This is a genomic window from Anaerofustis sp. LCP19S3_F7 (assembly GCF_052119445.1).
Taxonomy (GTDB): Bacteria; Bacillota; Clostridia; order Eubacteriales; family Anaerofustaceae; genus Anaerofustis; species Anaerofustis butyriciformans.
The window spans coordinates 51,949-78,493 of sequence record NZ_JBQKFF010000001.1 but is presented as its reverse complement, the minus strand read 5'-3'; the positions used below and the strand labels follow the sequence as shown (position 1 = coordinate 78,493).

The window sequence follows — 26,545 nt, the reverse complement described above, 5'->3', positions numbered from 1 at the left end:
AGATATTTTTATATCTCTTTTTTTAATATCATCGCTGAAACTGCGATTATAAAAGTGTATACTATGCAAAAGAAAAAAACTGATGTAATACTATATGAAAAAGGTAGAAAATTGTTTATGGCAAATGTAGTTATTTCGCCTCTTAAAAATATAAAACTTAATATATAAGAAATAATAGCCGATATACTTCCAAGAATTATTTTTGAAATGATATATTTTAATACATTTAAATCGGTATTTACTATAAAAGATATACATTGCATATTTGCACAAAAGCCACCGAATGATAGAAGGAATGTAATTGATGAAATTATTAGGGGTAGAGGAATTATATTAATGGTACTTAATTCTTGAATTCCGTTTGTCATTTCAATTAGCCCTTTTATGAAAGCGGATAAAAATATATGTAACTTAAATGGAAGATGTTCACTAAAAAAAATAGTATTGTCTATTAAATTTATTACAAGAGAAAAAAACATTATATATCCCATTACGCTTAAAAGAGTATTTAGTGAATTAGTAATGCTATCGGAAAAAATTTTCCCTATATTATAATGTTTTTTATAATTTGAATGTGAAATATTTTTTTTTGTTTCCTTATCATATTTAAAAAATATTTTAGCATATATAAATAAAGCTGAGTATATGCTTATTAGAATTATAACTGCACTGCTTGGTACATTTAAAAAGATACTACAAACAGTTCCTATTACAAATATTGGTCCTGGGGTAGAGCATATTGATATTAGTTTAGAGGCTTGTTGTTTTGTAAGTTTATTATTAAGATACATATCACAAACAGATTTGCTTCCTATTGGATATCCGCAAATAATACTTGTAATTAACGGATAAGCTCCTATTCCACTTGTTTTAAAAAATTTAGTCATAAAAGGGGAAAATATTTTTGCCATATATTTTGCATAATCAAGTTTGAAAAACATATTTGAAATAACTAAAAAAGGAAATAATGAGGGCAGTACTCCGTTAAAAAAGAGTATTGCCCCGTCTTTTATTGCATTCACTGCATTTTTTGTATTTAAAATTAAATATAATAATAAAATAATTAAAATAATAAAATATAAAATTCTTTGTTTTTTCATATTTTATTTATATGCTATCTATCAAGATAAAATGCCTGCTTGTAAAAATCCAGATTGAATTTATCTAAATTAATATTATATATATTGTCTGCCTTAATATTTTTTTCAATTATTTCTCTGTCTGTTTCATTTAGTTTATATATATCTTTGTTTAGATTATTAAATATCTGAATTCCATTTTGTTTTATTTCCTTTAAAAGAGTTCTTCCTTTGTTATCAAATGCAAGAACTTTGATATAACCAGGAGTATGATGTTTATATTTATCAAATTCTTTTTTTTGATAATTTGTAAGAATATGAATTAAAATTCTTCTTATTCTGTTTTTTGTATATCTTTTGGTAGATATTAAATTTATAAAACTTTCAACATCATTTGAAAGAAAAATATTATTGTATATTCTATTGTTTAGTCCTATTTCTACATCAGCATAGTTATATAAGTCATCTTTGTCCATTGACATAATTATGCTTTTTAAAGTAAAGAAATAATCTTCCAATATCTTAACATGAGGAATATTATTATAAGTTTTTATTGCATTAATTGGAACATAGTCGCTTATGTCTTCACCTTTTAGAATTTTTTCCCTTATACCGTAAGCACTTAAAAAACTGTCTAAACTATCTGTGCTTTTGTAAGAAGAGGATCTTTTAATTGGATAAGGAATTATCAATGAATTAAGACTTATAAGTTCTTTAATATATTCTAATGCCAATATATTATTGGGCTGTTTTATAAAAGAAATATCTTTATTTAAAAGTTTATTTAATGCTTCTTGCTTTGATTTAATATAAGATTTTCCTTTTGATAAATTATCTTTTAATATTTCTTTAAATACATCGCTTTCTTTGAGTAAAATCTTTGCAATTTGAATTGTTTCTATAAGTTTTGAGTTGTCTTCCATTCCAAAACAAAGATAATTTATTATTCCGAGGCTGTTTAATATTCTTACTGCAGAGGAAGCAAAAATTTCTGCCGTTGTGCAAGCATAAACAAAAGGCAGCTCTATAACAAGATTAGCACCGTTTTTTACTGCCATTTCAGCTTTTTTGTATTTATCGATGATGGATAATTCTCCTCTTTGGGTGAAGTTTCCACTCATTATACAAACTACGTTGTCTGCATTAAGATTTTCTTTTATTTTTTCTATTTGATATTTATGTCCGTTATGAAACGGGTTGTATTCAGCTATTATTCCTGCTGTTTTCATTTTATACCTCTGTGATTATGTTTTTACTTAAAAAGTATAGATAACTATGAGAGACTTTTTTATTCATTAATGTAGTTATTGCCTTTTTATAATAATTTATTTGAAGTTTATATTCTTTAATAAGCGTTTCTTTTTCTTTATCTGTTTTAAAATAGTTGGTTTTATAATCAACTAAAATCATATTTCCATTTTCATCTTCAAATGTAAGGTCAATAATTCCTTGAACTAGTACATCTTCATCGCTCTCAGTCCATTTGTCAGAAATATCTTTTGCAGGTATTGCAAGGTTAAAAGGAAGTTCCCTATATATTTTTTTTGAGTTTAATAATTGTTTGCCTATTTCACTTTCAAAAAACTTATATACATATTCAATATCAATGCTTTCATATTCTTTTTTAGAAAGTATTTCTTTTTCTATTAATTCATTAATTTGATTATCAATATTATCTCGTAAATTGCTATCTTCTTTTAATTTATTTATATCAATTGTTTCAAAAATAAAGTGAATAATAGTTCCTTTTTGTGCTGCCGATATTTCCGTTTCTTCTTTTAGGAAATCAGGTTCTTCTTTTATTGTAATTACATTGTTTCCAACTTCTAAAAGTTCTGTGTTTTTTAAGCTACTTACGCCTGCTTTTCTTGGGATTTTAGTATCTATAATATTTTTATACTTATAATTTAGATTTTGAATTATTAACTTACTAAAATCTTCATTTGTAAATTTTTCGTTTTTTATTGTTTTATCTTCGTTATTATTAGTATCCGTTAATAAACTGTTTATATCATTGTTATATATTATAAAGTTTTTATCTTCAAAAACAATATTTTCTTTCGTATTAAAATGTTTATTACAAAGGATTGCTTTAACTATCCAGTCTAAATATGTTTTAGAATTTTTTATATCTACTCTTGTTATTTCTTTAGGTATTTTTTCTAAGATATCTTCAATTTTAGCCTTTGATGTTATTATTAATTTTTCCTTTGCTCTTGTAAGGGCAACGTAAAGTAAACGCATTTCTTCACTTTTTAGTTCTTGTTTTTCAAGTTCATTTGCGGCAATTTTTGAAATACTGTTTATTTTTATTTTATTGTCCAAATCTATTAGGCTAGGGCAAAGTCCCAAATCTTTATTTAGAACGATATTTTCTTTTAGGTCTCTTTCATTAAAAGTCTTGCTTGTATCCATTAAAATAACTATTGGAAATTCAAGTCCTTTGCTTGCATGGATTGTAGTAAATTTTACACTGTTATCACTGTTTTCATTTAAGGCTATACCTGATTCATTTCTTTCTTTTGCATAGTCCATAAATTTAATAAATCCATATAAACCTTCATTTGAAAAGTTTTCGTATTCTTTTGCTTTGGTAATAAGTGCTTTAAGGTTATTTTCTCTGATATTACCAAAGGGAAGAGCTTTTACATATTCTGTAAAAGAAGTCTTTTCATAAATATCTTCAATTAAATCACTGACAGGCATATATAGACTTTTAGAGTTATATTCGTTTATTATATTTATCATATTTATTACTTTATTTTTAAGTTCTATATTGTCATTTTCTTCTTTAGTGAAATTTTCAACGCATTTATAATAATATTTTTCTTTTGAGTATAATTTTATTTCCAGTAGTTCCTCTGTGGAAAAATTAAAAATAGGACCTCTCATAACTCCAAGTAGTGACAAGTCGTCTTTGAAATTATTTATTATATTTAAGAAGTCTTTAATTATTGATATTTCGTGTGTTTTAAAATATTCCGTTTCTTTTTCGCTATTTACGGGAATTGAATATTTGTTAAATATTTCTTTTAAAGGTTTTATTCTTGTATTGGCACTTCTTGCTAGAATGCAAATATCAGAAAATTTTGTTTTCCTGAATTTCTTAAGTTCACTATCATATATATCTTGCTTTATTAAATTGTTTATTAACATTGCCAGGTATGTATACTCTTTTTCGTCATTTGTTAAAGGTTTATCAAAATAATCTTCATCATTTTCATTTTCTTTTAAAAAGTGAAGTTCTATTTTACTTTCTATTTCTTCATTTCTTCCCGGGATAAGCTTTTCATTTTCGTTATAGTCTATTTTACCTATCTCTTTTGACATTATTTTTGAAAATAATTCGTTGATTCCTGATATGATATTTTTATTTGTTCTAAAATTTGTATTCATATATATTATTTCGTTTATATCATTTTCTTTTTCATATCTTTCTAAACGATTTATGAATACTTCAGGTTCTGCTTGTCTAAAACGGTATATACTTTGTTTTACATCCCCTACGGTAAAAAGATTATTTTCTTTAATTATTTTTGTTATGATTGCTTCTTGTACAAGGTTAGTATCCTGGTATTCGTCTACAAAAACGAAATCAAACTTGTTTACAATTTCTTTTCTTGCATTTTCATTGTTAAGTATTTCAAGGCAGAGATGTTCAATATCATTAAATTCCAAAACACCCTTTTCCTTTTTTATTTCTTTATAGTAATAATCAAAATCAATCAAAGCTTTTTCGATTGTCTGCATTTGAGGATAAAGATTATTGTTGATTTTTAACATATCTTCAATAGAAAAAGCATATAAATTATTTATGATATTTTTTATTGTATCTTTTGCTAAATTCCTTTTTTGTGTTATTTCATTTTTTATTTGGGAATCAAGCTTGTTTGTTCCTACAATTCTTGCTCTAAATATATCACCCATTTTTAAGCTGAAAACTTTGTTGGAATTATTGTCAAAATCTCTTTTTAAAAGTTTTATATTGTTAACTTCTTCATTTAATAAGTCTATTAATTTTTCATTTGCTTTGTAAAATTTTGCTTTTCCCAAAGCTCCATTTAGTAGATTAAAAGAAAGTTCAATTCCGTCATAAGCTTCTTCTTTAATTATTTTAAAGGCGAGACTTTCTTTAAGCTCTTCTTCGTTTTGATTGAAAAATTCTACTTTTTCATGAAGCCATTTAAAAGGAGATGGCCTATTGTATATAAAAGTATATATGTTTTTTAATTGTTCCTTAAAATAGTCTTCATTTGTACGTGAAAAAGAATAATTTAATGATGTTTGAATAAACCTTTCATCATTGTTTTCATATCTATCATTAAACAGTTTTTCAAAAGCTTCATCCATAAGCATGTCTACATTTGTATCCGTTATTATTTGAAAAGATGGGTCTATTTCTACAATATGGTAATATTCTCTTATAATATTTATACATAGAGAATGAAGAGTACTGATATTTGCACTTTCTAAATTTGAAATTTGTTCAAATAAAAACTTTTTGTCGCTTTTTTCTTCTTTTAATTTTTCATAAAGAAGTTTTCTTATTTTTTCTTTCATTCCGTTTGCAGCGGCATTGGTAAAAGTTACTACAAGAAATTTATTAATGTCGATTTTATTTTTAAGCATTAATCTTATTATTCTGTTTGTTAAAATTGCAGTTTTACCACAGCCTGCCCCTGCGCTTACAAGGAGGTTTTTTCCGTCGTTATTTATTGCTTTATATTGACTTTCAGTCCATTTCATTTTCACTTTCCTCCTTTATAAGTTTTAATATGTCTTCTGCTTTTGCTTTTGGTAGTTCATTAAATTTATTATCTTTAAAGCAAGTATCAAAATGACATATATTTTCATATTTACAATACTCGCATGGTGTTTCATTTGCTTTTTTATATGGAGTTATTGATATTTTACCATTTATAATATTATCGGAAATTTCTTTTGCTAAATTCGTAGCATGATTTATTAAGTTTGATAAATCTTCTTTTGGAATAACTTTATTTCTTTTGCTTTTAAGTTTCTTTACTATTCCGTTGTTTTCATCATCGTCAATATTATTTAATATATCCGTATTATCAATAACAACTCCGTCAATTTGGTTTTCTTCTGCTTTTTCTAAAAATTGTTTTAAGTCTTTTGAATTTTCTACTTTTTGAATATCCGGAGAAATTCTAAAGTATAATGCACCGGCAGGTTCGCTATTATTATTTAATGTTGTTGCTGCAAGGTATATTGGAAGCTGCATATTTATTCCATAATAACTCTTTGAGAAGTTGAAGTTTTCTCCTTTTGTTTTATAGTCTATTACCTTTACATATTCTCCATCATCAGAATTATAAGTATCTATTCTGTCTATTTTTCCTTTAATGCTTACAATATTGTTTTCTTTTGTTACGAAGCTTAAATAATTTTCTTTATCTTCACCAAATTCACTTTCGCATTTTGAAATGTGAAAATTGCTTCTTCTTAACTGTGTAACTATGTTTGAAAGAGCATATGAAGAATTTCTAAGAAGTTTCTTCTTAAAATAAGCGCTATTTACGATTTGTTTTACTTTTCCTTTTGAGTATTTTTCTGTTACTTCTTTAGTTATTTCTTTTGTTAAATCATTAAGTTCTTTTGAAGTAATTTTTTTTACGTCAACTTCGTTATTTATTATTTTATTTGAGAAAACGTATATAATCTCATGTAAGATATTTCCTATATCCGGGCTGTTTAATTCAAGTTTTTTTCGTTCAATTGGGGAAATTATATATGAAATAAAATAACTAAAAGGGCATTTTGCATAAGTTTCAAGCTGGCTTATGCTGGTTATCATTTTGCCGTTATATATTTCATTAATAAGTTTCTTATTAGAAATTTCTGAGTTGTTACTAAAGTTTATAGCGCTTTCCATTATGTCAATATAATGTTTTCCCAAGTTGTCATTTTTATAAATATCATAAACTTCTTCCCAAAGATTATTTACTTCGCTGTTTTCGCTTTTATTAATTCTACTATTTATTAAATGTTTAAATGTGGCATCAAAGTTTGATATTAAACTTAAATTATCATCTAAATTATCTTTATTAAAAGTTTTTGTTCTAATGTTTGGCATAATGTTTTTTATTCGCATTATAATAGAACTTTCGGTCAATTCATCACCGGAAGGAGATAGTATAGGATAAGAAAAATAAATATGCTTTTGTGTTTTTAAAATCAACGATGTTAAAAAGTATTTTTCTTCCTGTTGTTTATATTCATTTGTGCTTCTCAATTCTACTCCGTTTTCTATAATCTGAAGCTTTTCTTTATTAGAAAAAATACCTCCTGATTGGGCAAAGTTAGTTGGGAGTATGCCGTCATTTACACCTAGAATAAAAAGATATTTTATGTCGCTGCTTCTGGAACGTGATAAAGTAGCGATATTTACGCTGTCTATGGTTGATGGGATTATACCTATTTTTAATGCTTTAAATCCGCTTTCCATTATTTTTGCATATTCTTTTAAGCTTAGTTTTTCTTCGCCAAGGAAGTTATAAAGCTGTTCAAATATATTTATTATGCTGTTATAAATTTGTGCATATTTATTTGCATTTGTATAGTCATCTTTTTCTTCAAAGTCTTTTACTATTCTTTTTATTTTTTCATTTAATCCAAAATCTTTTAAAAATTTATAAAATACTATAGTTATTTCTTTTACATTTTTAGTATTTTTAAAGTTTTCTTTTAAAGTTATAAGGGGTAAAATAAATTCATCTTTTTTCTCATTCAAATAATCTAAATTATAGTCATTGAACTTATTGTTTCTTTTAAAGTCTTTAAGCCACATTGTTCCTTTTATGCCAAATTCCAAAGCATAATTTTCAAAGGTTTCGATGTCGTTTTTTGATAAATCTGTAAGCCCTGTTTTTAAAAATGATATTATATCATTCGTTTTGAAGTTATTGCTTATTATATTTAATATTTTTATTATTCCTCTTAATATATTTGTGTCTATTACATTTGATGTATTGTCTAAAAAGTAATTTATTTTATATTTATTGAAAACTTCACTTATGACATTTTTATATGTTTCGTAATCTGAAGGCAAAACTTGAATGTCTCTATATAAAGCATTTTCCTCTTTTATAAGCTTTAAGATATTTATTGCTGTATTTTCAACTTCTTCGTATATACTTGAGGCTTTAAAAATTTCAATATTTTTTACTTTATCTTTATATTCCTTTGTGTCATATGAAAAAATATTATCTGCAAGGAATTTTAAATCTTTTTCTTTTTCTTCTTCGTTTTGTGTTTGAATATTAAACTCTTCATTGCATTTGTCTGCAAGTTTATGTAACTTATATATTGTATTTTCTACTATTTTATAAGCAGGGGAGCTTTTTATATCATCTTTTGCGGTAAATAAAAAAGTTTGATTAATTTCCCTTTTGCTTATGGCTTCTATAAGAGAATAAATATTTTTATCGAAAGACTCAAAACCAAAGTAGTAAATTTCGCTGTTATCCAAAAATCTTGCTTTATCTAAATTTTGGCTTGCATGAAATGTTAAATCGTCAGCATCCCAAAAATCAGTGCCTAAAAAGTTATTATATCTTTCATAGATTTTATGAATATCATGAGTCTTTTTGTATAAGAAATTGTTGTTATTTTCTTCGTCTGAAAATTTATCCGGGCTTAAATCTTCACCGGTTACATTGTTTTTCTTGAGTTCAGAAAAAAGTTCACATACATTTTCGTTAAAAGATGCATTATTTGTAAGTCTGTTAAAGCATATAAGTTCTTCTTTTAATTCATTTAAAATAAAGCTAAGCACCATGCTTTTTCCGCTTTCGTCTAAAGTTTTTGGTACTTCGCTTTTTGTTTTTGTAAGTATTCTGTTTGAAAGTCTTTTAATACTTAAAACCTCAATATCAATAAGCCCTTTTGCTGTTAATTTATCTGTAAGCATTCGTTCTGCTTCTACTGTAAATTGTTCCGGAACTAAAAAGAGAATTTTGTTTATTTTATTATTCTCTTTTAAAGTTCTCTTAATATCTTTGCTGGCTTTGAAAAAGGCTTTTTCTTCAATGTAACTGGTTATAATATTAATCATTTTATTTTTTTAATCATCCTCAAATAATTTTATTTTTTCAAGTTTGTCTATGTTTATTTTTAATCTTTTTATATATGAAACGAATTCTAAAATATCTGCTGTTGTATAAAGAGATTTATAGCTTTCTTTTGTTTCGTTTAAGAAATCATAGTCTTCCAAATATTTTTTTACATTTCTTACCATTTGTTCCGCAGGGTCTAAAAGAGTAAGGTTTTTATATATTTCGTTTATTTCACTTTCTATTATTGGGAAATGTGAACAGCCTAAAATTAATTTTGATACATTTTTGTTTTGATCTACTATTGGCTGTATACATTCTTTTATAAGTTCATTAAGTAAGGGTTTATTTTCGATTTGAGAGTCTATTACCTTTGGAAGTCTTGTTGAGTCGTTTGATATAATTTTAATATTTTCGTTTACTTTATGAATTTCTTTATTATATGATCCGCTTTCTACAGTAGCTTTTGTTGCAATAAGCCCGATTAAATTATCATTTTCTTCTTCGCATTTTTTTAACGCGTATTCGCTTCCTGCTTTAACAATACTAAATAAAGGCACATTTGCATTAAGACTTTTAATATGAGATGAAATAGTATTGCAGGCAAGTAAAACAGCTTTTACATGATGTTTTTCAAGAAAAGCTATCATTGCATTTGCATATTTAATTATGTCTTCTTTGCTTTTGTTTCCATAAGGCATTCTTTTTGTATCGCCTATGTAAATTATATTTTCATTAGGTAGGAGTTTTTCTGTTTGTTTGAAAACGGTAAGTCCTCCCACTCCACTGTCTAAAATACCTATTGGTAGATTATTACTCATTAAAATTGACCTCTTTTTATAATAAATTTGAATTACTGTGATTATTCTATCATAAAAAACATAACATTAAAACAAGATAATTGAAGGAGAAGCCTATGAAGTTATGTTATATGCTGGATATTGATAAGTATGAGGAAAAATTTCCTTGTTCTAAGTGGAATAATCTGTATGAAAGGTTGTATCAAATGATTTTTAAACAAAGGAGAGTAAAAGGTCCTTTTTTAATTAAAGACGGTTCCTTTAAAGTTGTGGGGAGTGTTTTCTTGGTGGATTTTAATAATTTCATATCAAATAGGAATTTAAGATTAATAAATAATTATTTTGATAATGAAGAGGGGGTTATATGTCTTCCGAGAGATTTTAATGTAAAATATTTTTCAATGTGTAATATTCCATATATTCATGATGAAGATATATATTTTATTGCTTTCTTTTTAAAATTAAAAAAAATGGTAAAAGATACACAAAAAACACAGGTTGGAGTTTGTTTGGATAAAAATACAAATTATGAATATATAAAGATGATTTGTGAATATTTTCCACTTGTAATATTTTTTGTTAATAATCCTTATATTGGGGAAAATATTGCAAGTAATATTCTAAAAGATACGGGAAGCAGTATATATGTAAGTAAAAGTATATCTTCAATGAAAAAATGCGACTATATATTTGATTTAAGCAAAGAGATGTTAAGCGATAAAATAAATCATATAGAATGTGAAAATTATATTTCTTTATTTAAAAAAAATGAATATATAGATTGTAAGAGGATAGTTAACGATGTAAAAATTATTCCAAGTGGTTTTAATATTCAAAATATAGATATTGATTATTTTGATTTATCCTTTGTAAAAGGTCTTATATTATTAGAAAATAATGCAAACGACAAAAAAGATATATTAAATATTAATTTAGAGGAATTTTTACATAAAAAATCTTTAAAAATGCGGTTTTTTAATGGGTTTAAGCTCTTGACATGATTAATTTGAGTTATTATAATAAGTCCATTAGTATAAATGAAAAATATAGTTAAGAGGTAGTTTTGATGACTGGTAAAGAAGTAATCTTATCAAAAGAAGGATATAAAGAATTAGAAGAAAGATTAAATTACTTAAAGGACGAAAAAAGACATGAAGTTGCTTTGAAAATCAAAGCAGCCAGAGAATTCGGGGATTTAAGTGAAAATGCTGAATATGATGAAGCAAAACAAGAACAAGGATTTATTGAAGGCGAAATAAGAGAAATTGAATATAAATTAAAACATGCGTTAATTTTTGATGATGAAACAAAAACAAAAGATATTGTTTCTCTTGGAAGCAAAGTAAAAGTTTATGATACTGAGTTTGATGAAGAAGTTGAATATATTATTGTAGGAAGTGAAGAAGTAGACTTAGACAACAACAAGATTTCAAATGAATCTCCTATTGGAAATGCTCTTTTAGGTAAAAAAGTTGGAGAAGTAGCAAAGGTTAAACTTCCTGATGGAATAGTTGATTTAAAAGTTTTAGAAGTAGAATAAGAATGGAGAGATGATAAATGAGTAGTGATTTTTATGAAAATGTTCCTGAAGTAGTTAAAGTAAAGATTGATAAATTTAAAGAACTTACAGCTCAAGGAAAATATCCTTATAAAGAATGCAGATTTGAATATAATGCATTTTGTAAAGATATTAATGAAAAGTTTGAAGAATACGACGGCAAGGAAGTAAAAATTGCAGGTCGTCTTATGTCAAAAAGAGGACAAGGTAAGGTTGGTTTTTATGATTTAATGGATTCAACTGATAAAATTCAACTTTTCATAAAAAAAGATGTTGTTGGCGAAGAAGAATATGCTTTAATTAAATCTTACGATATAGGGGATATTCTTGGAATAGACGGAGAAGTATTTAAAACTCAAAGAGGTCAAATTTCTGTTAGAGTTAAAAAGGTAACAATGCTTAGTAAATCTATTCAAGTTTTACCTGAAAAATTCCACGGACTTAAAGATCCTGAACTTAGATATAGACAAAGATATGTTGATTTAATAATGAACCCTGAAGTAAAAGATGTTTTCTTAATGCGTTCAAAAATCGTAAAATGCATGAGAGACTTTATGGATGGAGAGGGATTTGTTGAAGTTGAAACTCCTGTACTTGGAACACTTGCAGGTGGTGCAAACGCAAGACCTTTCATTACTCGTCATAATGCTTTGGATATTCCAATGTATATGAGAATTGCTACTGAACTTCCACTTAAAAGACTTATTGTAGGTGGTTTTAACAGAGTATACGAAATCGGAAGAATTTTCAGAAATGAAGGTATGGATGCTACTCATAACCCTGAATTTACTTCTATGGAATCATATCAATCATATGCAGACTTTAATGATGTAATGGAAATGATTGAAAAGATGTTTGATTATATTGCTACAAATACTGTAGGCAGTGATACTATAACATATGGAGAACATGAAATTTCTCTTAAAGCTCCATTTAGAAAAGCTAAAATGGTTGATTTAGTAACAGAAGCAACAGGTGTTGATTTTGATAAAATAACTGATCTTGAAGTTGCAAGAGAAGAAGCTAAAAAACTAAATGTAGAACCTGAACCTGATTGGGGAATTGGTAAAATTATCGAAGAATTATTTGAAGAACATTGTGAAGCAAATTTAATTCAACCTACATTTGTAACACATCATCCGGTTGAAATTTCTCCACTTGCTAAAAAATGTCTTGATGATGATAGATATACTCAAAGATTTGAATTATTTGTTGCAGGTCACGAATATGCAAATGGATTTAGCGAACTTAACGATCCATTTGATCAAAGAGAAAGATTTGCAGCACAAATGGAAAAGAAAGCAACAGGGGATGAAGAAGCTCACCCATACGATACAGACTTTATCAATGCTCTTGAAGTTGGACTTCCTCCAACAGGCGGTGTAGGTGTTGGTGTAGACAGACTTGTAATGCTTCTTACAAATCAAAGTTCAATAAGAGATGTAATCTTATTCCCGACAATGAAGTCCTTACCGAACGACAAGTAAGAAAAACCCAGTGTTTATGCGGGTTTCGGGACTTTCAAAATCAAATAAATTTACCTCTTTACACCAAATTTACACCAATCGGTGCTAAAAACGGTGCAGAGACTAAAAAATCGCATAATTTACGGAATGAATGGGCAGTCCCATAGTGGGATTGCCCATTTCTAATAAAGGATACATTCGTATCTGAGTGCAAAAGGAATGTTTATTATGGAATTAAGTGAAAAATTACAAGAGTTGAGGAAAGAAAAAGGACTCACGCAGGAAGAACTTGCGGAAGCGTTATTTGTGTCTCGCACTGCAATTTCTAAGTGGGAATCCGGCAGAGGAGTTCCCAATATCGAGTCATTAAAAGCAATTTCAAAGTTTTTTTCAGTGTCAATAGATGAGTTATTGTCCGGTGAAGAAATACTTAAAATTGCTGACGAGGATAATAAGCAAAAGGAAAAACATACAAGAGACTTAGTGTTTGGTTTACTCGATTGCAGTTTGATTATGTTTCTGTTTCTGCCTTTCTTTGGACAAAAGGGTGATGAGATTATAAAAGAGGTATCTTTACTTTCGCTGACAGGTACCCCGCAGTATATCAAAATACCGTATTTAATTATTGTATTTGGAATTGTACTTACAGGTGTTTTGCTTCTCGCTCTACAAAATTATGAAGCAGTGTTTTGGTTGAAACACAAACATCAAATATCCATTGTGTTAAGCACAGTTGCTACAATAGAATTTATGATAACACTTCAACCTTATGCAGCCTTTTTCACTTTTGTTTTCTTGGCGATAAAGTCTCTGATGCTGATAAAATGGCGATGATACGAAGCGTGTCGCCAATGTGACGGTGAAATTCTTTTCATTTTTATTCATTCCACCTATATTGTAAACAGGCGAAAGCCAAATAATTATGGCAAAGGATTGATAAAAATGAAAAAAGAAAAAAGTCAAAAAGTATTGCTTTCAGGAATAGCAATGGTAGTGTTATTTATTTTGTGGACAGTGGCAATAAGCCTTATTGATGTTCAGCCCATCGGGCCACAAAACTCTTCTGTTGGATTTGCAACCTTGAACGGCTTTATCCACAGCCTGACAGGTGTGCATATGGCAATATATACCGTTACGGACTGGTTAGGACTGATACCGCTTTGCTTTATTTTGGGATTTGCGTTGCTTGGACTTATACAGCTTATTAAAAGAAAAAGCTTATTCAAGGTCGATTCCAGTATTTTGGTGTTGGGAGCATTCTATATTGTTGTAATGGCGGCATATTTGTTTTTTGAATTTTATGTTGTCAATTACCGCCCGGTATTGATTAACGGTTTTCTTGAAGCTTCGTATCCATCATCGACAACCTTGCTTGTTATGTGTGTTATGCCGACAGCTGTTATGCAGCTAAACAGTAGAATTAGAAATACAAAAATGAAAAGAGCATTTGCCTTTGCTTTAATTGCATTTACTGCTTTTATGGTAATTGGCAGGTTGATATCCGGTGTTCATTGGATTACTGATATTATTGGCGGGGCAATTTTAAGTGCGGGTTTAGTGATGATTTATTATAGTGTAACCACTCTTATTGCCCGACAGGAAAGATAAAATTCTAACTGAGGAATCACTTATTGACCTTGAGAGATATTTTCTCCCAAGGTCTTTCTTATTATTCGCAAACTACACCAATCCCGATTTTCTCAATATAATTGGGATAATCACAAAGGAAGGGGTGGTTGTACTATGACGGGCAGTTTAGCAAGCGTTCATCCGGAGCTTATTCCTGAATGGTCAGAGAAGAACTTACCGCTAACGCCGGATAAGATAACCTTCGGTTCAAATAAAAGAGTGTGGTGGAAAGGTGCTTGCGGACACGAGTGGGAAACGAGCGTCAAAGCTCGTTCAAAGGGCGAGAAATGCCCGATATGCTCAGGAGCGAGAGTAATAGAGGGTATCAATGATTTAGCCACATTGAAGCCCCTGTTGGCTCAGGAGTGGTCTAAAAAGAACAAATTAAAGCCTACCGAGGTATCTGTCGCTTCTCATAAGAAGATTATTTGGAAATGTAAACACGGACACGAATGGGAAGCAAGCGTTAAAAGCAGAACGGTAAACGGCACAGGCTGTCCATACTGCTCACATAATAAAGTCCTTGCCGGATTCAATGACCTTGCTTCACAGTATCCCGATATTGCTGCTGAATGGTCTGACAGAAATCTTCCGTTGCTGCCTACAATGGTAACAGCCTTTGCAAACAGTAAGGCTTGGTGGAAATGCAAAGATTGCGGAAACGAGTGGTACACTCTTATTTCAACCCGTTCCGGTGGGAGCAGATGTCCGTATTGTAGCGGATATACATTGCTCAAAGGATTTAATGACTTGGCGACTACGCACCCTGACCTTGCGGCTGAGTGGTCAGAAAGAAATTATCCCCTAATGCCTGATGAGGTAAACGCAAAATCAAGACACAATGTTTGGTGGAAGTGTAAGACCTGTGGCAATGAGTGGAAGTCCGTTATCAATGCTCGTGTAAAAGGAACAGTATGCCCGGTTTGTGCGGACAGGGCGGTTCTTGCAGGATACAATGATTTAGCCACAACGGACAGGAAACTGCTTGCTGAATGGGATTACGAAAAAAACTCTCTGCTCCCGACACAAGTGTCAAGAAAGTCAATGAAAAGTGTGTGGTGGAAATGTTCACTTGGACACTCTTGGAAAGCAAAAATCAGCGACAGAACAATTATCGGAGAAAAATGCACTGTGTGCGAAAACGAATATCGCTCCGTGTTCCCCGGCTTGGCTGTCGCCTATTACGCCAATCAAAAAGGACTAAAGGTACAGCTCGGTTCGGATAAACTATTGGGAATACCTCTTGAAACATACATTCCGTCAGAAAAGCTGGCGATAGAATTTACGAACGGCTCAGAACATATGGAGGTTCTCAAAAGCCACTTATGCAAGCAACGAAATATAAAACTCGTAAAACTCCCTTTTAAGACAACCGAAACGGAAGCGGAGTATGCCGACAGAGTAAAAGCAGTTTTCAAAAGCGTACATATCTTTATTTATTCTGATGTCGAAGCAGATGTTTCGGTAATCAGAGCAAAATTCAATGAATGGAGGAAGCGACTGTGAGAGAAGAAAAGTTCCATATCTATCTTAATGATGACGAATATAGCAGAGTAATACAAACACTTATCCGCTTAAAGAACAGTCTGATTTCACAAGGCAGATACACCGACGGAGTTGACGATGTTCTCTGCAAGGTGCTTTCAGCCAAGAAAAGAAAGGTCAAAATCAAATATTTCTAAACACAAAAAGAGACCGCCTACACGACGTAAGCGGTCTTTGCTAATTTTAGAGTAAATCCGACAAACTGAAATTTTACTTTTCCTTATATTCATCTGGTATTGCTATTTGAAATGTTTCACACAACAGCATCACATCATGCACATCATTTTTATCGTGTTCATATCCCAAATGAAGCATTACCTGACTCAATGGTTCAATACAAGAAACAGTTATATCTCCAACTTTTCCAATACCGGAAAAAGTTTTTGATGGAAATATATCTCCCTCATAAACAATTCCGTCATCTGTAAATTCAAAACAATGTAAATCAATGATTCTTTGTTTATCATCTTTCCAGACAGTATGACCATCCGTTGTATAATCAGTATTTACTTCCTCAAATCCATGCTGCTTAATCACATAAATATAATCATGATAATGTTTCAGTTCAACAAACAAATCAATATCATTGTGTATTCTTGATTCTCTTTTAAGAAGTGCATCAACACCCCATCCGCCATCTAAATATACTTTAATTTCGTTTTGCAAAGCATATTTTATAATTTCACATGCATCTTCTGTACGTACCATAATCTATCCTCCAAATTCAAATCTTTGTATGCTTTCCAACTCACTAAAAGCCTGAAATTTGTCAGTCTTTCATCCTTTTTGTTATCAATCACCAATTAGCTGTAATCCATTAGGATTTAGCTGATATATTTTATCGCACACCTCTTCAATATACTTTCTATCGTGAGAAATGCTAATGACAGCCCCCGGAAATTCTCGGAGCATTTTTCTTATTACCGGACCGGACAATGGTGAAAAATTTCTTGTCGGTTCATCCAGAATAAGAACATTTGCACCACTTAAGCTCATCCTCAAGAGAAGCACTTTCGCCTTTTGTCCGCCTGATAACTCCCGAATCGGATGCTCCATTTCATCTGGTGTGTATTTAAGTGAACCAAGGTATGTTCTAATTCTTGTACGCTCTTCTTTATCTCCTGTTTTATCAAGGTAATCAACCGGTGTAACATCCAAATCCAGCAGGTCTTCATAAGTTTGAGGCATATATTCTGCTTTAATGTCATTCCGATTTAGGAGTTCTTCCGCTATCTTTTTTAGAAGAGTCGTTTTTCCTGCCCCGTTGGCTCCTATCATACAGATTTTTTCTGAACCTTTTATTTTTAAATGAATTCCTTCTGCTAAAATTCTTTTGCCATCCGGAGTCACAAGCTTTGAAAGTTCATATTCTATGACCGTTTTTCCTGCGGGAATGTGTGAGTTTTCATCCCCTAATTTGACAAAGATTGCTTCTTCCTGTTCCGGCATCTGAGTCATATTTTCATCTTCTTTTTCAAATCTTCGTTCCATTGCCTTAACCGTATGCATTTTGTCCTTTAAGTTTTTGGCAACAGACGGTGCTTGTCTGGTACAACTTCTTAATGCACCTTGTACACTCTGCATAACTCTTTGATATTTTTCATCGCGAATCTTTTTCTCCCTACGGTCACTCAGTGCCCGCTGTTTTTGGATTTCAAATTTATGAAGCCGTTCTTCCACATAGCGTCTATAGGGAAGCTTTGCCACGGTATATCTCGCCTTTGTTTTTCGTATAATCTGCTCGATATGTATCACCATGTTGGCAGTACGCTCTATCAGCGTTTCATCGTGTGAAATAAAAAGCACAATGTGCTTCCAGTCATTTATGATTTTTTCCAGTAATGTAAGCGTCGCAATGTCGATGTCATTGGAAGGTTCGTCCAACAACAGCACAGAAACATCGCGAATGAAAAGCCTCATAAGTTGTGTCTTGACTTTTTCGCCTCCTGAAAGACTACCCATTGTCTGGTTACTGTAGAAAAAATCATTTTTCATTCCAAATTTTCCCGCAATAACAGACAATTCTTTAGGCGTTTTCTCCCAGAATATTTCCTCTTCAGAAAAATATTCGTATATTGTTTTTTCCTTATCTTCATCGAGCATCTCCTGCGGAAGATAACCAAGACATTCGTGTCCCATTATCCTTTCCCCATCTGCTTCTATATAGTTTTCTACAAGCGACGGATTGTATATCCACTTCATTAATGTCGATTTCCCATTTCCCTCTTCTCCAATAATAACTGCCTTATCTCCATCATTTAGCACAAGGTTGAAATCATTAAGAATTATTCTCAGGTCTTTTTTATGTGTTAAATTTAATTTTTTTATCTGCAACATTAAAGTTTCTCCTTTTCGAAGTCTGAGCCAATTATTATTTTGAACACACAAAAACGAGTCTTTTTTGCATACGCAAAAATAGACTCGCTAAATAGACCCTTATTTCTTTTCCAAAAGGAAAACAAAGGAAATGCCTCTTGCGATAATCCAACTTAAGCGTACACAAAACAAACCTATTCTCTACAGGCTCAATAACTATATGTGTCTTACTTAAATCAAATTATCTATTAATCATTTCCTCACCTTACACAAAATGTGCCTTTCTTTCTTCTAATAGCAATACTATCATACTGTATTTTTTGTGTCAATACATTTCACCTTATGGAAGTGCAAATTCAAATTTTTCTTTTGATTAACTCTTATTATACACCAAAAATATGAATATTTCTACCCGCCGTCTATTGACCTCAATTACGAGGGAAATAGGCGGCTTTTTTGTTTCTAAAAAATATTTTCAAGAAATTTTTGAAAAATGGGTGATTTTGGGTGTGCATTTTGACCCCCTTTGTCCAAATGAGTGAAGGGGTTAATTCCGAACCACAAAAAGGTCAGCCCTTTCACTTGTATTTTGACAACTGAATAAATCATTCACTAAGACTTTAATTCTGATGATTTTAGCCACCTTATCGGGTACGCCGTGACTTCTGCATTGCAGAACAGCGAGAACTCCCGGTATAAGTAATAGGTTGCCCCTGTTACGGCGATGACAGTCAGAAGGATAATGATACTTCTCTACGGAGCTGGCGGAGTACCCGGCAGAGGTGAAATTCCTATGATACAGATTAGCAGTCTGTTCCTTAGTGACTTCCCGTGAGCTTATTGCTCGGCAAGGGGTGTTGAGAACAAATATTGCCCGACCGGTTAGGAAATGAGCCGGTCAAGTACATAGCCATACTGCGATGGCTATGAATTTTACGAAAGGAGGACGCACAAAGTGTCGAACTGCAAAACGATTGCGATATGCAATCAAAAAGGCGGAGTTGGAAAGACGACCACTACGGTAAACCTCGGCGTCGGTCTTGCAATGCAGGGAAAGAAAGTGCTGCTCATAGACGCAGACCCACAGGGCGACTTAACCACTTGTCTCGGTTGGCAGGATACAGACAACTTGGGTATCACGCTTGCAACGAAACTCACAGATGTCTTAAACGAAACGATGAATGACCCTACGGTCGGTATTCTGCACCACGACGAGGGTGTTGACCTTGTTCCGGCAAACCTTGAGCTTTCTGCAATGGAATTTAACCTTGTCAACGCAATGAGCAGAGAGACGGCATTGAGAAATTATCTCAGCGAAGTGAAGGACAAATATGACTATATCCTTATAGATTGTATGCCTTCCCTCGGAATGGTAACAATCAATGCTCTATCTGCGTCAGACAGCGTTATTATTCCTGTTCAGGCTCAGTATTTACCGGCAAAGGGTATGACGCAGCTTGTTCAGACCATTTCAAGAGTTAAGAAGCGTATCAATCCGAACTTGAAGATTGACGGTATGCTTCTCACTTTGGTGGATAGCCGTACCAACCTCGCCAAAAGCACGGTAGAAGCTCTGAGAGAGAACTTCGGTAGTCAAATCAAGATGTATCGAACATATATCCCGATTGCCGTAAAAGCCGCAGAGACTTCTTCCAAAGGCAAGAGCATTTTTGCCTACGAACCGGGCAGCACGGTGTCAAAGGCGTACACAGAATTTACAAAGGAGGTGTTAGCCGATGGCAGGAAGAAAGAGCGACTTCACTCTCACGAAGCTCGATGACTTATTCTCAACGCAGGAACAGAGAGATGAAGAAAAGCTTTCCAAAATCCGAGATATTCCCTTGACTGAGATTGACGATTTCCCCGACCACCCTTTTAAGGTGCGTGATGACGAGGATATGGCACAGCTCATTGAGAGTATCAAGGAACGAGGGGTAATCACACCGGCGACGGTAAGGCAGAAAGAGGACGGCAGATACGAACTCATATCGGGACACAGACGAAAGCGAGCCTGTGAGCTTGCCGGGTTTGATACTCTCCGCTGTGAGGTCGTTGAACTGAACCGAGACGAAGCCACGATTTTAATGGTTGAGAGCAACTATCAAAGGTCGCAAATACTTCCCTCTGAAAAAGCCTATGCCTACAAAATGCGTTTGGAAGCGATGAAAAGGCAAGCGGGCAGACCGAGCAAAGATAATTTAGTCCCAGTGGGACAAAATTTTTCAAGGGAAGAACTTGCAACTCAAAGTGGCGAAAGCCAAACGCAAATTCAGCGTTATATTCGCCTTACAAACCTTGTTCCCGAACTTTTGGATTATGTTGATGAGGGGCGAATAAAAATGCGACCGGCGGTTGAATTGTCTTTTCTCGATGAGGACAGTCAGCGTGATGTGGTTGATGAAATCGACCTGAACGACGCAACCCCGTCTCACGACCAAACAATCCGTATGCGAAAGTTCTTTGAGGAGGGCAAGCTCACAACCGAAGCAATCCAAGCGATTATGTCGGAGGAAAAACCAAACCAAAGGGAGAAAATTGTTTTGAGGGGCGACAGGGTTCGACAGCTTATCCCGAAAAACATTCCCATAAGCCAAACGGAGGATTTTGTGTGCAAGGCATTGGAGCATTACAACAAGTTTCTGCGAAGCAGAGCCGACCGTGACAGCCGATAGCCTTCCCCCTTTCTCACACTCTAACCCCTATATATACCGGCTATTAACCTGCTGAAAAATATACTCTATCTCCCTTGAGTATATCTATCTCAATAACATATAGCTGTCTATTAAAGGGTTTGCACATTTGGAGCAAAAGCAAAATGTCTGCTACGATAAAAAGTTCAGCCAATCGCACCTTTGATGTTTTGACCGGTTTTGATTACGATTAAAGCAGAAAGGAGCGATGGATATGAAAAACAGGCTGATACCTTGTGTTCTTGCCTGCCTGATGATTTTCCTCGTAGGTTGTAACGGTAACACAGCCAAAGAAGCTGCACAGGAGATAACGAAAACGGAGACTTCTTTTCCGGCTGGTAATACCGAAACAAATTCTCAGGAAGATACGGCAAAAGAACCGGAAAGCACGGCAGTTCAGGAGGAAACACCGATTACGGCAAAAGAAAGCCAATCAACCGCTGAAAGTCAGACGGTTATGACGGTACAGACAAAACCGGCGGAAGAAAAAACGGCTGATACTCCTGCAACCGAAAAGCCAAAGGCAGAGCCACCGAAGCAGACAACCACGCAGGCTGAACCCGAAAAACAAACGGAACAGCCAAAAGAACAGACAACTGCCGAACAAAAGCCGGTTGAAAAACCGACTGAAAAGCCGGCAGAACCGAAACCGACAGAGCCGCACAAGCAGACATTCGATGTCAGCCCTTATGTTAGTTACGCAAAAGAGTATGCGGTAAGCATAGGGCTTTCTCTTGACATCACGGCGACAGAATGTTGGGACAACCCCATATCCGCAAATCCTAACCGAAGCGGTATCAAGTCTGATATTGAAAGCAGACTGAACCGATACAAGAACAGCGAGGGTTTTACCGCTGTGTGGATATGGACAGAAAAGCTATCCGATACGGATTACAACATCTATATCGGCTACTGCTAAAACAAAATAATTTTAAGCGGACGCACTGAGTAAAATCGGTGCGTTTTTGCATTTCAAGGAGGAAAACGCAATGGTTAAAACAAAATTCAAGAAAGCCGTCTCGCTTATGTTGGCGGCGGTTATGAGCCTTACTGCTTTTATGGGCATTGGGGCAACGACAGCCTTTGCAGCCGTAGGCGAAAAAGCCGATGTGTACCTCGTCGATTATCCCCGAAGCGGAGATACCAATAACAACGGCGAATGGGGACACGGCAATCTCAACTATATGAACGGTTGGAAAGGCTTGTCCACGAAATATACGGGACTTCGTGCAATGGGTTCGTATTCGGGCAATATCGCCTACTGTATCGAGCCGGGTACAGGTCAGCGGACAGGAGATACTCTCACCGAAAAGGACGAGAACTTCTTCAACAACATCAGTCCGAACGGTACGATTTCCGGCGATGATATTCGCCTGCTTATCGGTCGTATCTTGCAGTACGGCTACCGTGGAGGTATTTCGACAAGCTGGAAGTCGCAGAATGAAAGCGACGCAAACTGTATCGCACACGCTTATGCCACTCAGATTTTGATTTGGGAAACGATTGTCGGAGAAAGAGACGCAAGCTTCAATCACGTTTCTACCGGAGGGTACAATGCCGTGCTTGAATGTGTAAGCTCAGCACACCCTCTCCGCAGCAAAATCTTGTCGTACTACAACAGTATGGTAACAAGCGTTCAGAACCATACGAAAGTTCCGAGCTTCTGCACAAGGTCAAGCGGTTCTGCCAAGGTGAACGAGCTTGAATGGAACGGAAGCAAGTATGTTGCAACTCTCACCGATACAAACGGTGTGCTTGGCAATTACAATTTCTCGGCAAATATTGACGGCGTTTCGTTCTCTGTCAGCGGAAACAAATTGACTGTTTCGATGGAGAAAGCTCCGAGCAAGGAATTTACCATCACAGCCGCAAAAAAGAACGGTGTCCGCAGAGGTGTTGTCGTATGGTCTGACGGTATCCATCAGAATGGCAACGGCATTCAGGATGTGGTCACTTATGCTCAGGAGGTCAGCGACCCTGTCAGCGGCTTTGTCAAAATGAAGGTAAGCTACGGCTCTTGTCAGATTGTAAAGACAAGTGAGGACGGAAAGGTTGACGGTATTCAGTTTACCATCAGCGGTAACGGTGTCAATCAGACTGTTACGACTGCAAACGGCGGTAAATTCCAGCTTGATAACCTTATGCCCGGTGTTTACACGGTAACAGAACAGTCTATCGACAAATATGTACCGCAGGAGGTTCACAGAGTTACTGTTGTTGCCGGTCAGGTGGCAAAGGTCAACTTCAATAATGTTCTCAAGAGAGGTAATCTTCAGGTTATCAAATCTTCGGAGGATAATCTGGTCGAGGGTGTAACTTTCCACCTTTACGGAACTTCGCTTGCGGGTATTGCCGTAGATGAATATGCAGTGACAGATAAGAACGGTGTTGCTTCTTTCGATGATGTGCTTATAAGCGGCACTACCCCATACACCATTGAGGAAGTGGATACCGCAATCCGTTATGTTGTGCCTGCAAATCAGACCGCACCGATTAACTGGAAAGAAGCAACCACAAGAAACTTCACGAACATTCTCAAAAAGTTCAGCGTAACCGTAACAAAGAGCGACCGAGAGGAAGGCACACCGCAGGGCGACGCTACCCTTGCCGGAGCAGTTTACGGCATTTATAAGGGCGAAACCCTTGTGGACAAATATGTTACGGATAAGAACGGGCAGTTTACCACAAAGGAATATATCTGTGATAATGACTGGACAATCCGTGAAATCACGCCGTCCGAGGGTTATCTGCTCGACGGTACAATCCATAAGGTCGGTGCTGAACCGCAGCTTTATACGGTGGAACACAATCAGACCGCAAATGATGTTACCGAACAGGTTATGAAAGGCAATATCGCCATTATCAAGCACACCGATGACGGCGAAACAAAGATTGAAACACCGGAAAACGGAGCAAACTTTGAAATCTATCTGAAATCTTCCGGCAGCTTTAATTCAGCAGAAGAAGATGAAAGAGATGTGATTGTTTGTGATGAAAACGGTTTTGGTCAGACAAAGGATATGCCTTACGGCGTATATACCGTTCATCAGACCGCAGGCTGGGAAGGTCGTGAGCTGATGAAGGACTTCGATGTGTTCATTTCTCAGAACGGACAGACCTACCGCTATCTCATCAACAACGCAAACTTTGAAAGCTATATCAAGGTGGTTAAGGTGGACGCAGAAAGCGGTAAAAACATTCCGTATGCCGGTGCAGGCTTCAAAATCTTTGACCCTGACGGTAATCAGGTAACAATGACCTTCACTTATCCTACTCCGACAACGATTGATACTTTCTACACCGATGCAAACGGACAGCTTGTTACACCGGAGAAACTGGAATACGGCAAGGGATATTCTCTTGTTGAGGTTCAGGCTCCTTACGGATATGTGCTTGACAGCACACCGGTGTACTTTGATGTGGCAGAGGAACATTCTTCCAATGAGGGTGGTATTACCGTGATTAAGGTCGATAAGCCTAATATGGCTCAGAAAGGTACTGTCAGCATTGAAAAGACCGGCGAGGTATTCTCAGGGGTAAATATCTCCGGAGAGGAAAATGCCGATGTGATTTATCAGCCTGTCTATGAAGTGAAAGGTCTTGCAGGTGCGGTATATGAGATTACCGCAGCAGAAGATATTATCACTCCCGACGGTACACTCCGTTATGCAAAGGGCGAGGTCGTAGATACTGTTACCACAGATGAAAACGGACTTGCCAAGAGTAAGGAGCTTTATCTCGGAAAATATACGGTGGTTGAAATTACCGCACCGGAGGGTATGGTTATCAACAAAGAAGCTCACGAGGTTGAGCTGACTTATGCCGGTCAGGAAGTGTCTGTAACCGAAACCGCCACAAGTTTTGTAAATGACAGGCAGAAAGTAACGGTAAGTCTTGAAAAGACTATTGAAAAGAACGACATCTTCAACATCGGTAACGGCGATGAAATGAAGAATATCAGCTTTGGACTTTTTGCCGCCGAAGAACTTGTTTCTGCAAGCGGTACTTCTATCCCGGCAGACGGTCTGATTGAGATTATCTCTCTTTCCGAAAACGGTAAGGCTGTTATCAAAACCGAAATTCCTTTCGGAAGCTACTATGTTAAGGAGCTTGCCACCGATGAGCATTATATCCTTTCCGACAGCAAGTATCCGTTTACTTTCAGCTATGCGGGACAGGATACCGAAACTGTTGAGATTGCAGTCAATGACGGCAAGCCGATTGAAAACAAGCTCATTTACGGTTCTGTTTCCGGTAAGAAGATTACCGAAAACGGCGAAGCACTGGGAGGTGCTGTAATCGGTCTGTTTAAGGCTGATGAAACCGAATTTACAAAAGAAAATGCTTTGATGACTGCTACCTCCCAAAAAGACGGTAGCTTTTCTTTTGAGAAAGTACCGTATGGCAACTGGCTTGTAAGAGAAATCGAGCAGCCGGAGGGCTTCGTGCTTGATGAAACTTCTTATGAAGTTAAAATCTCCGAGGTCGCTCAGGTCATTGAGGTCGAAATCGTCAATGAGTATGTTCACGGCAATATCAAGTTGACTAAGGTCGATGAAGATTACCCGGACAACAAGCTGACAGGAGCGACCTTTGAGGTTTACAAAGATGTAAACGGCGATGGCAAACTGGACGACGGCGACGAGCTTATCGGTACACTCAACGAAACTTCTACGGGTATTTACGAGATGAAGGAGCTTCTTTACGGAAAATACCTTGTAAGAGAAACCAAAGCACCGGAAGGCTTTGAACTTGATAAGGGTGTGTACTCTGTTTTCATTGAAAAAGATGAAACCACCTACGAGGTAGAAAACAAAGCCGGCGTCGGCTTTATTAACACGGCTATGAAAGGAAACCTGAAAATCGTTAAGACTTCCTCAGACGGTAAGGTTGAAGGCTTCACTTTCAGAGTTACGGGAGTAAACGGATACGACCGAAGCTTCACGACCGATAAGAACGGCGAAATCGTTATTGAGGGACTTCGTATCGGCGATTACACCGTTTCCGAGGTTCAGGATAGTGTTTCTGCTTCCTATGTGCTTCCTGCGGATAAGATTGCAACAGTAAAGGTCGGCTCTACTACCGTTGTGGAAATGCACAATGAGCTGAGAGACACACCAAAGACCGGAGATAACAGCAATGTGGGCTTGTGGACGGCACTTGCGGGACTTTCTGCCCTCGGTATTGTCGGCACAGCCGTTGTTGCGTACAGAAAAAAGAAGAAGGAGGACAATGAGTAATGGACGCTAAAACAATCGTAGCAGTTGTATTAGTCGCCTTTATTATCGGCGGCTTTATCTTCTTGCAGATTAAGAACAGAAAGAAATAAGGAACACCAAAGTGGGCGGAGTGAAAACTTCGCCCACCGTTCTTTTACGGAGGTGCAT

The 26,545-nt window shown here is 34.7% G+C and carries 18 protein-coding genes; 11 read left to right on the top strand and 7 right to left on the bottom strand.

Features of this window, described 5'->3' with window-relative positions; all coding sequences use genetic code 11:
• Positions 1–8 precede the first annotated feature (8 nt).
• The 5 genes from ACTQYZ_RS00375 to murI all read right to left on the bottom strand — a co-directional run bounded on the left by ACTQYZ_RS00375 (position 9) and on the right by murI (position 9,975).
• Entirely contained in the window at positions 9–887 is an 879-nt protein-coding gene (locus tag ACTQYZ_RS00375; RefSeq protein WP_441415806.1) for a hypothetical protein, read from the bottom strand.
• A 227-nt stretch (positions 888–1,114) separates the two neighbouring features.
• Positions 1,115–2,308 carry a nucleotidyltransferase gene (locus tag ACTQYZ_RS00370; RefSeq protein ID WP_441415805.1) on the bottom strand — a complete coding sequence of 398 codons (1,194 nt, stop codon included), beginning with the start codon at positions 2,306–2,308 and terminating at the stop codon, positions 1,115–1,117.
• A gap of 1 nt (position 2,309) precedes the next feature.
• Complete coding sequence (gene addA, locus ACTQYZ_RS00365; protein WP_441415804.1) at positions 2,310–5,825, bottom strand: helicase-exonuclease AddAB subunit AddA; 3,516 nt, start codon at positions 5,823–5,825, stop codon at positions 2,310–2,312.
• Positions 5,812–9,156 (bottom strand): PD-(D/E)XK nuclease family protein, encoded by a 3,345-nt coding sequence (locus tag ACTQYZ_RS00360; RefSeq protein WP_441415803.1) that lies wholly within the window; start codon positions 9,154–9,156, stop codon positions 5,812–5,814. The genes addA and ACTQYZ_RS00360 overlap by 14 nt, the downstream gene beginning before the upstream one ends.
• A 9-nt stretch (positions 9,157–9,165) precedes the next feature.
• Complete coding sequence (murI, locus tag ACTQYZ_RS00355) at positions 9,166–9,975, bottom strand: glutamate racemase (RefSeq protein ID WP_441021379.1); 810 nt, start codon at positions 9,973–9,975, stop codon at positions 9,166–9,168.
• A gap of 95 nt (positions 9,976–10,070) precedes the next feature.
• On the opposite strand from murI, the gene ACTQYZ_RS00350 reads away from it, so the two are divergent.
• From ACTQYZ_RS00350 to ACTQYZ_RS00320, 7 genes are all read left to right on the top strand, one after another.
• Positions 10,071–10,955: a hypothetical protein gene (locus tag ACTQYZ_RS00350; RefSeq protein WP_441415802.1), complete on the top strand. Its 885-nt coding sequence runs from the start codon at positions 10,071–10,073 to the stop codon at positions 10,953–10,955.
• A 62-nt stretch (positions 10,956–11,017) separates the two neighbouring features.
• A complete protein-coding gene (greA, locus tag ACTQYZ_RS00345) occupies positions 11,018–11,494 on the top strand; it encodes a transcription elongation factor GreA (protein ID WP_441021382.1) in 477 nt (158 codons plus the stop codon).
• Between the two features lie 17 nt (positions 11,495–11,511).
• The gene (gene lysS, locus ACTQYZ_RS00340) at positions 11,512–12,999 is read left to right on the top strand and encodes a lysine--tRNA ligase (RefSeq protein ID WP_441415801.1); all 1,488 of its coding nucleotides are present in this window, start codon (positions 11,512–11,514) and stop codon (positions 12,997–12,999) included.
• Between the two features lie 207 nt (positions 13,000–13,206).
• Positions 13,207–13,812: a helix-turn-helix domain-containing protein gene (locus ACTQYZ_RS00335; RefSeq protein WP_003525258.1), complete on the top strand. Its 606-nt coding sequence runs from the start codon at positions 13,207–13,209 to the stop codon at positions 13,810–13,812.
• A 108-nt stretch (positions 13,813–13,920) separates the two neighbouring features.
• Positions 13,921–14,586 carry a phosphatase PAP2 family protein gene (locus ACTQYZ_RS00330; RefSeq protein WP_022156502.1) on the top strand — a complete coding sequence of 222 codons (666 nt, stop codon included), beginning with the start codon at positions 13,921–13,923 and terminating at the stop codon, positions 14,584–14,586.
• A gap of 135 nt (positions 14,587–14,721) precedes the next feature.
• Positions 14,722–16,113 carry a zinc-ribbon domain-containing protein gene (locus ACTQYZ_RS00325; RefSeq protein ID WP_066733313.1) on the top strand — a complete coding sequence of 464 codons (1,392 nt, stop codon included), beginning with the start codon at positions 14,722–14,724 and terminating at the stop codon, positions 16,111–16,113.
• Positions 16,095–16,289: a hypothetical protein gene (locus ACTQYZ_RS00320; protein WP_441415800.1), complete on the top strand. Its 195-nt coding sequence runs from the start codon at positions 16,095–16,097 to the stop codon at positions 16,287–16,289. The genes ACTQYZ_RS00325 and ACTQYZ_RS00320 overlap by 19 nt, the downstream gene beginning before the upstream one ends.
• A gap of 73 nt (positions 16,290–16,362) precedes the next feature.
• Here the strand turns inward: ACTQYZ_RS00320 and ACTQYZ_RS00315 are convergent, their stop codons facing one another.
• Both ACTQYZ_RS00315 and ACTQYZ_RS00310 read right to left on the bottom strand, forming a co-directional pair.
• Positions 16,363–16,860 (bottom strand): nucleotidyltransferase domain-containing protein, encoded by a 498-nt coding sequence (locus ACTQYZ_RS00315; protein WP_009247521.1) that lies wholly within the window; start codon positions 16,858–16,860, stop codon positions 16,363–16,365.
• Between the two features lie 84 nt (positions 16,861–16,944).
• Positions 16,945–18,489, bottom strand: a complete 1,545-nt coding sequence (locus ACTQYZ_RS00310; RefSeq protein ID WP_441415799.1) for an ATP-binding cassette domain-containing protein — start codon at positions 18,487–18,489, stop codon at positions 16,945–16,947.
• Between the two features lie 934 nt (positions 18,490–19,423).
• Here ACTQYZ_RS00310 and ACTQYZ_RS00305 point away from each other — a divergent pair.
• From ACTQYZ_RS00305 to ACTQYZ_RS00290, 4 genes are all read left to right on the top strand, one after another.
• Positions 19,424–20,248: a ParA family protein gene (locus tag ACTQYZ_RS00305; protein ID WP_044761249.1), complete on the top strand. Its 825-nt coding sequence runs from the start codon at positions 19,424–19,426 to the stop codon at positions 20,246–20,248.
• Positions 20,205–21,140 (top strand): ParB/RepB/Spo0J family partition protein, encoded by a 936-nt coding sequence (locus tag ACTQYZ_RS00300; protein ID WP_050618025.1) that lies wholly within the window; start codon positions 20,205–20,207, stop codon positions 21,138–21,140. Before ACTQYZ_RS00305 ends, ACTQYZ_RS00300 begins: the two co-directional genes overlap by 44 nt.
• Before the next feature lie 232 nt (positions 21,141–21,372).
• The gene (locus ACTQYZ_RS00295; protein ID WP_080908676.1) at positions 21,373–22,077 is read left to right on the top strand and encodes a hypothetical protein; all 705 of its coding nucleotides are present in this window, start codon (positions 21,373–21,375) and stop codon (positions 22,075–22,077) included.
• A 70-nt stretch (positions 22,078–22,147) separates the two neighbouring features.
• Positions 22,148–26,398 (top strand): SpaA isopeptide-forming pilin-related protein, encoded by a 4,251-nt coding sequence (locus ACTQYZ_RS00290; protein ID WP_441415798.1) that lies wholly within the window; start codon positions 22,148–22,150, stop codon positions 26,396–26,398.
• Positions 26,399–26,545 lie beyond the last annotated feature (147 nt).

Excerpts from the sequence above, each read along its gene's own strand:
- ACTQYZ_RS00375 (WP_441415806.1), bottom strand. The coding sequence starts at position 887 with ATGACTAAATTTTTTAAAACAAGTGGAATAGGAGCTTATCCGTTAATT.
- ACTQYZ_RS00370 (WP_441415805.1), bottom strand. The coding sequence starts at position 2,308 with ATGAAAACAGCAGGAATAATAGCTGAATACAACCCGTTTCATAACGGA.
- addA (WP_441415804.1), bottom strand. The coding sequence starts at position 5,825 with ATGAAATGGACTGAAAGTCAATATAAAGCAATAAATAACGACGGAAAA.
- ACTQYZ_RS00360 (WP_441415803.1), bottom strand. The coding sequence starts at position 9,156 with ATGATTAATATTATAACCAGTTACATTGAAGAAAAAGCCTTTTTCAAA.
- murI (WP_441021379.1), bottom strand. The coding sequence starts at position 9,975 with ATGAGTAATAATCTACCAATAGGTATTTTAGACAGTGGAGTGGGAGGA.
- ACTQYZ_RS00350 (WP_441415802.1), top strand. The coding sequence starts at position 10,071 with ATGAAGTTATGTTATATGCTGGATATTGATAAGTATGAGGAAAAATTT.
- lysS (WP_441415801.1), top strand. The coding sequence starts at position 11,512 with ATGAGTAGTGATTTTTATGAAAATGTTCCTGAAGTAGTTAAAGTAAAG.
- ACTQYZ_RS00335 (WP_003525258.1), top strand. The coding sequence starts at position 13,207 with ATGGAATTAAGTGAAAAATTACAAGAGTTGAGGAAAGAAAAAGGACTC.
- ACTQYZ_RS00330 (WP_022156502.1), top strand. The coding sequence starts at position 13,921 with ATGAAAAAAGAAAAAAGTCAAAAAGTATTGCTTTCAGGAATAGCAATG.
- ACTQYZ_RS00325 (WP_066733313.1), top strand. The coding sequence starts at position 14,722 with ATGACGGGCAGTTTAGCAAGCGTTCATCCGGAGCTTATTCCTGAATGG.
- ACTQYZ_RS00320 (WP_441415800.1), top strand. The coding sequence starts at position 16,095 with ATGGAGGAAGCGACTGTGAGAGAAGAAAAGTTCCATATCTATCTTAAT.
- ACTQYZ_RS00315 (WP_009247521.1), bottom strand. The coding sequence starts at position 16,860 with ATGGTACGTACAGAAGATGCATGTGAAATTATAAAATATGCTTTGCAA.
- ACTQYZ_RS00310 (WP_441415799.1), bottom strand. The coding sequence starts at position 18,489 with ATGTTGCAGATAAAAAAATTAAATTTAACACATAAAAAAGACCTGAGA.
- ACTQYZ_RS00300 (WP_050618025.1), top strand. The coding sequence starts at position 20,205 with ATGGCAGGAAGAAAGAGCGACTTCACTCTCACGAAGCTCGATGACTTA.
- ACTQYZ_RS00295 (WP_080908676.1), top strand. The coding sequence starts at position 21,373 with ATGAAAAACAGGCTGATACCTTGTGTTCTTGCCTGCCTGATGATTTTC.
- ACTQYZ_RS00290 (WP_441415798.1), top strand. The coding sequence starts at position 22,148 with ATGGTTAAAACAAAATTCAAGAAAGCCGTCTCGCTTATGTTGGCGGCG.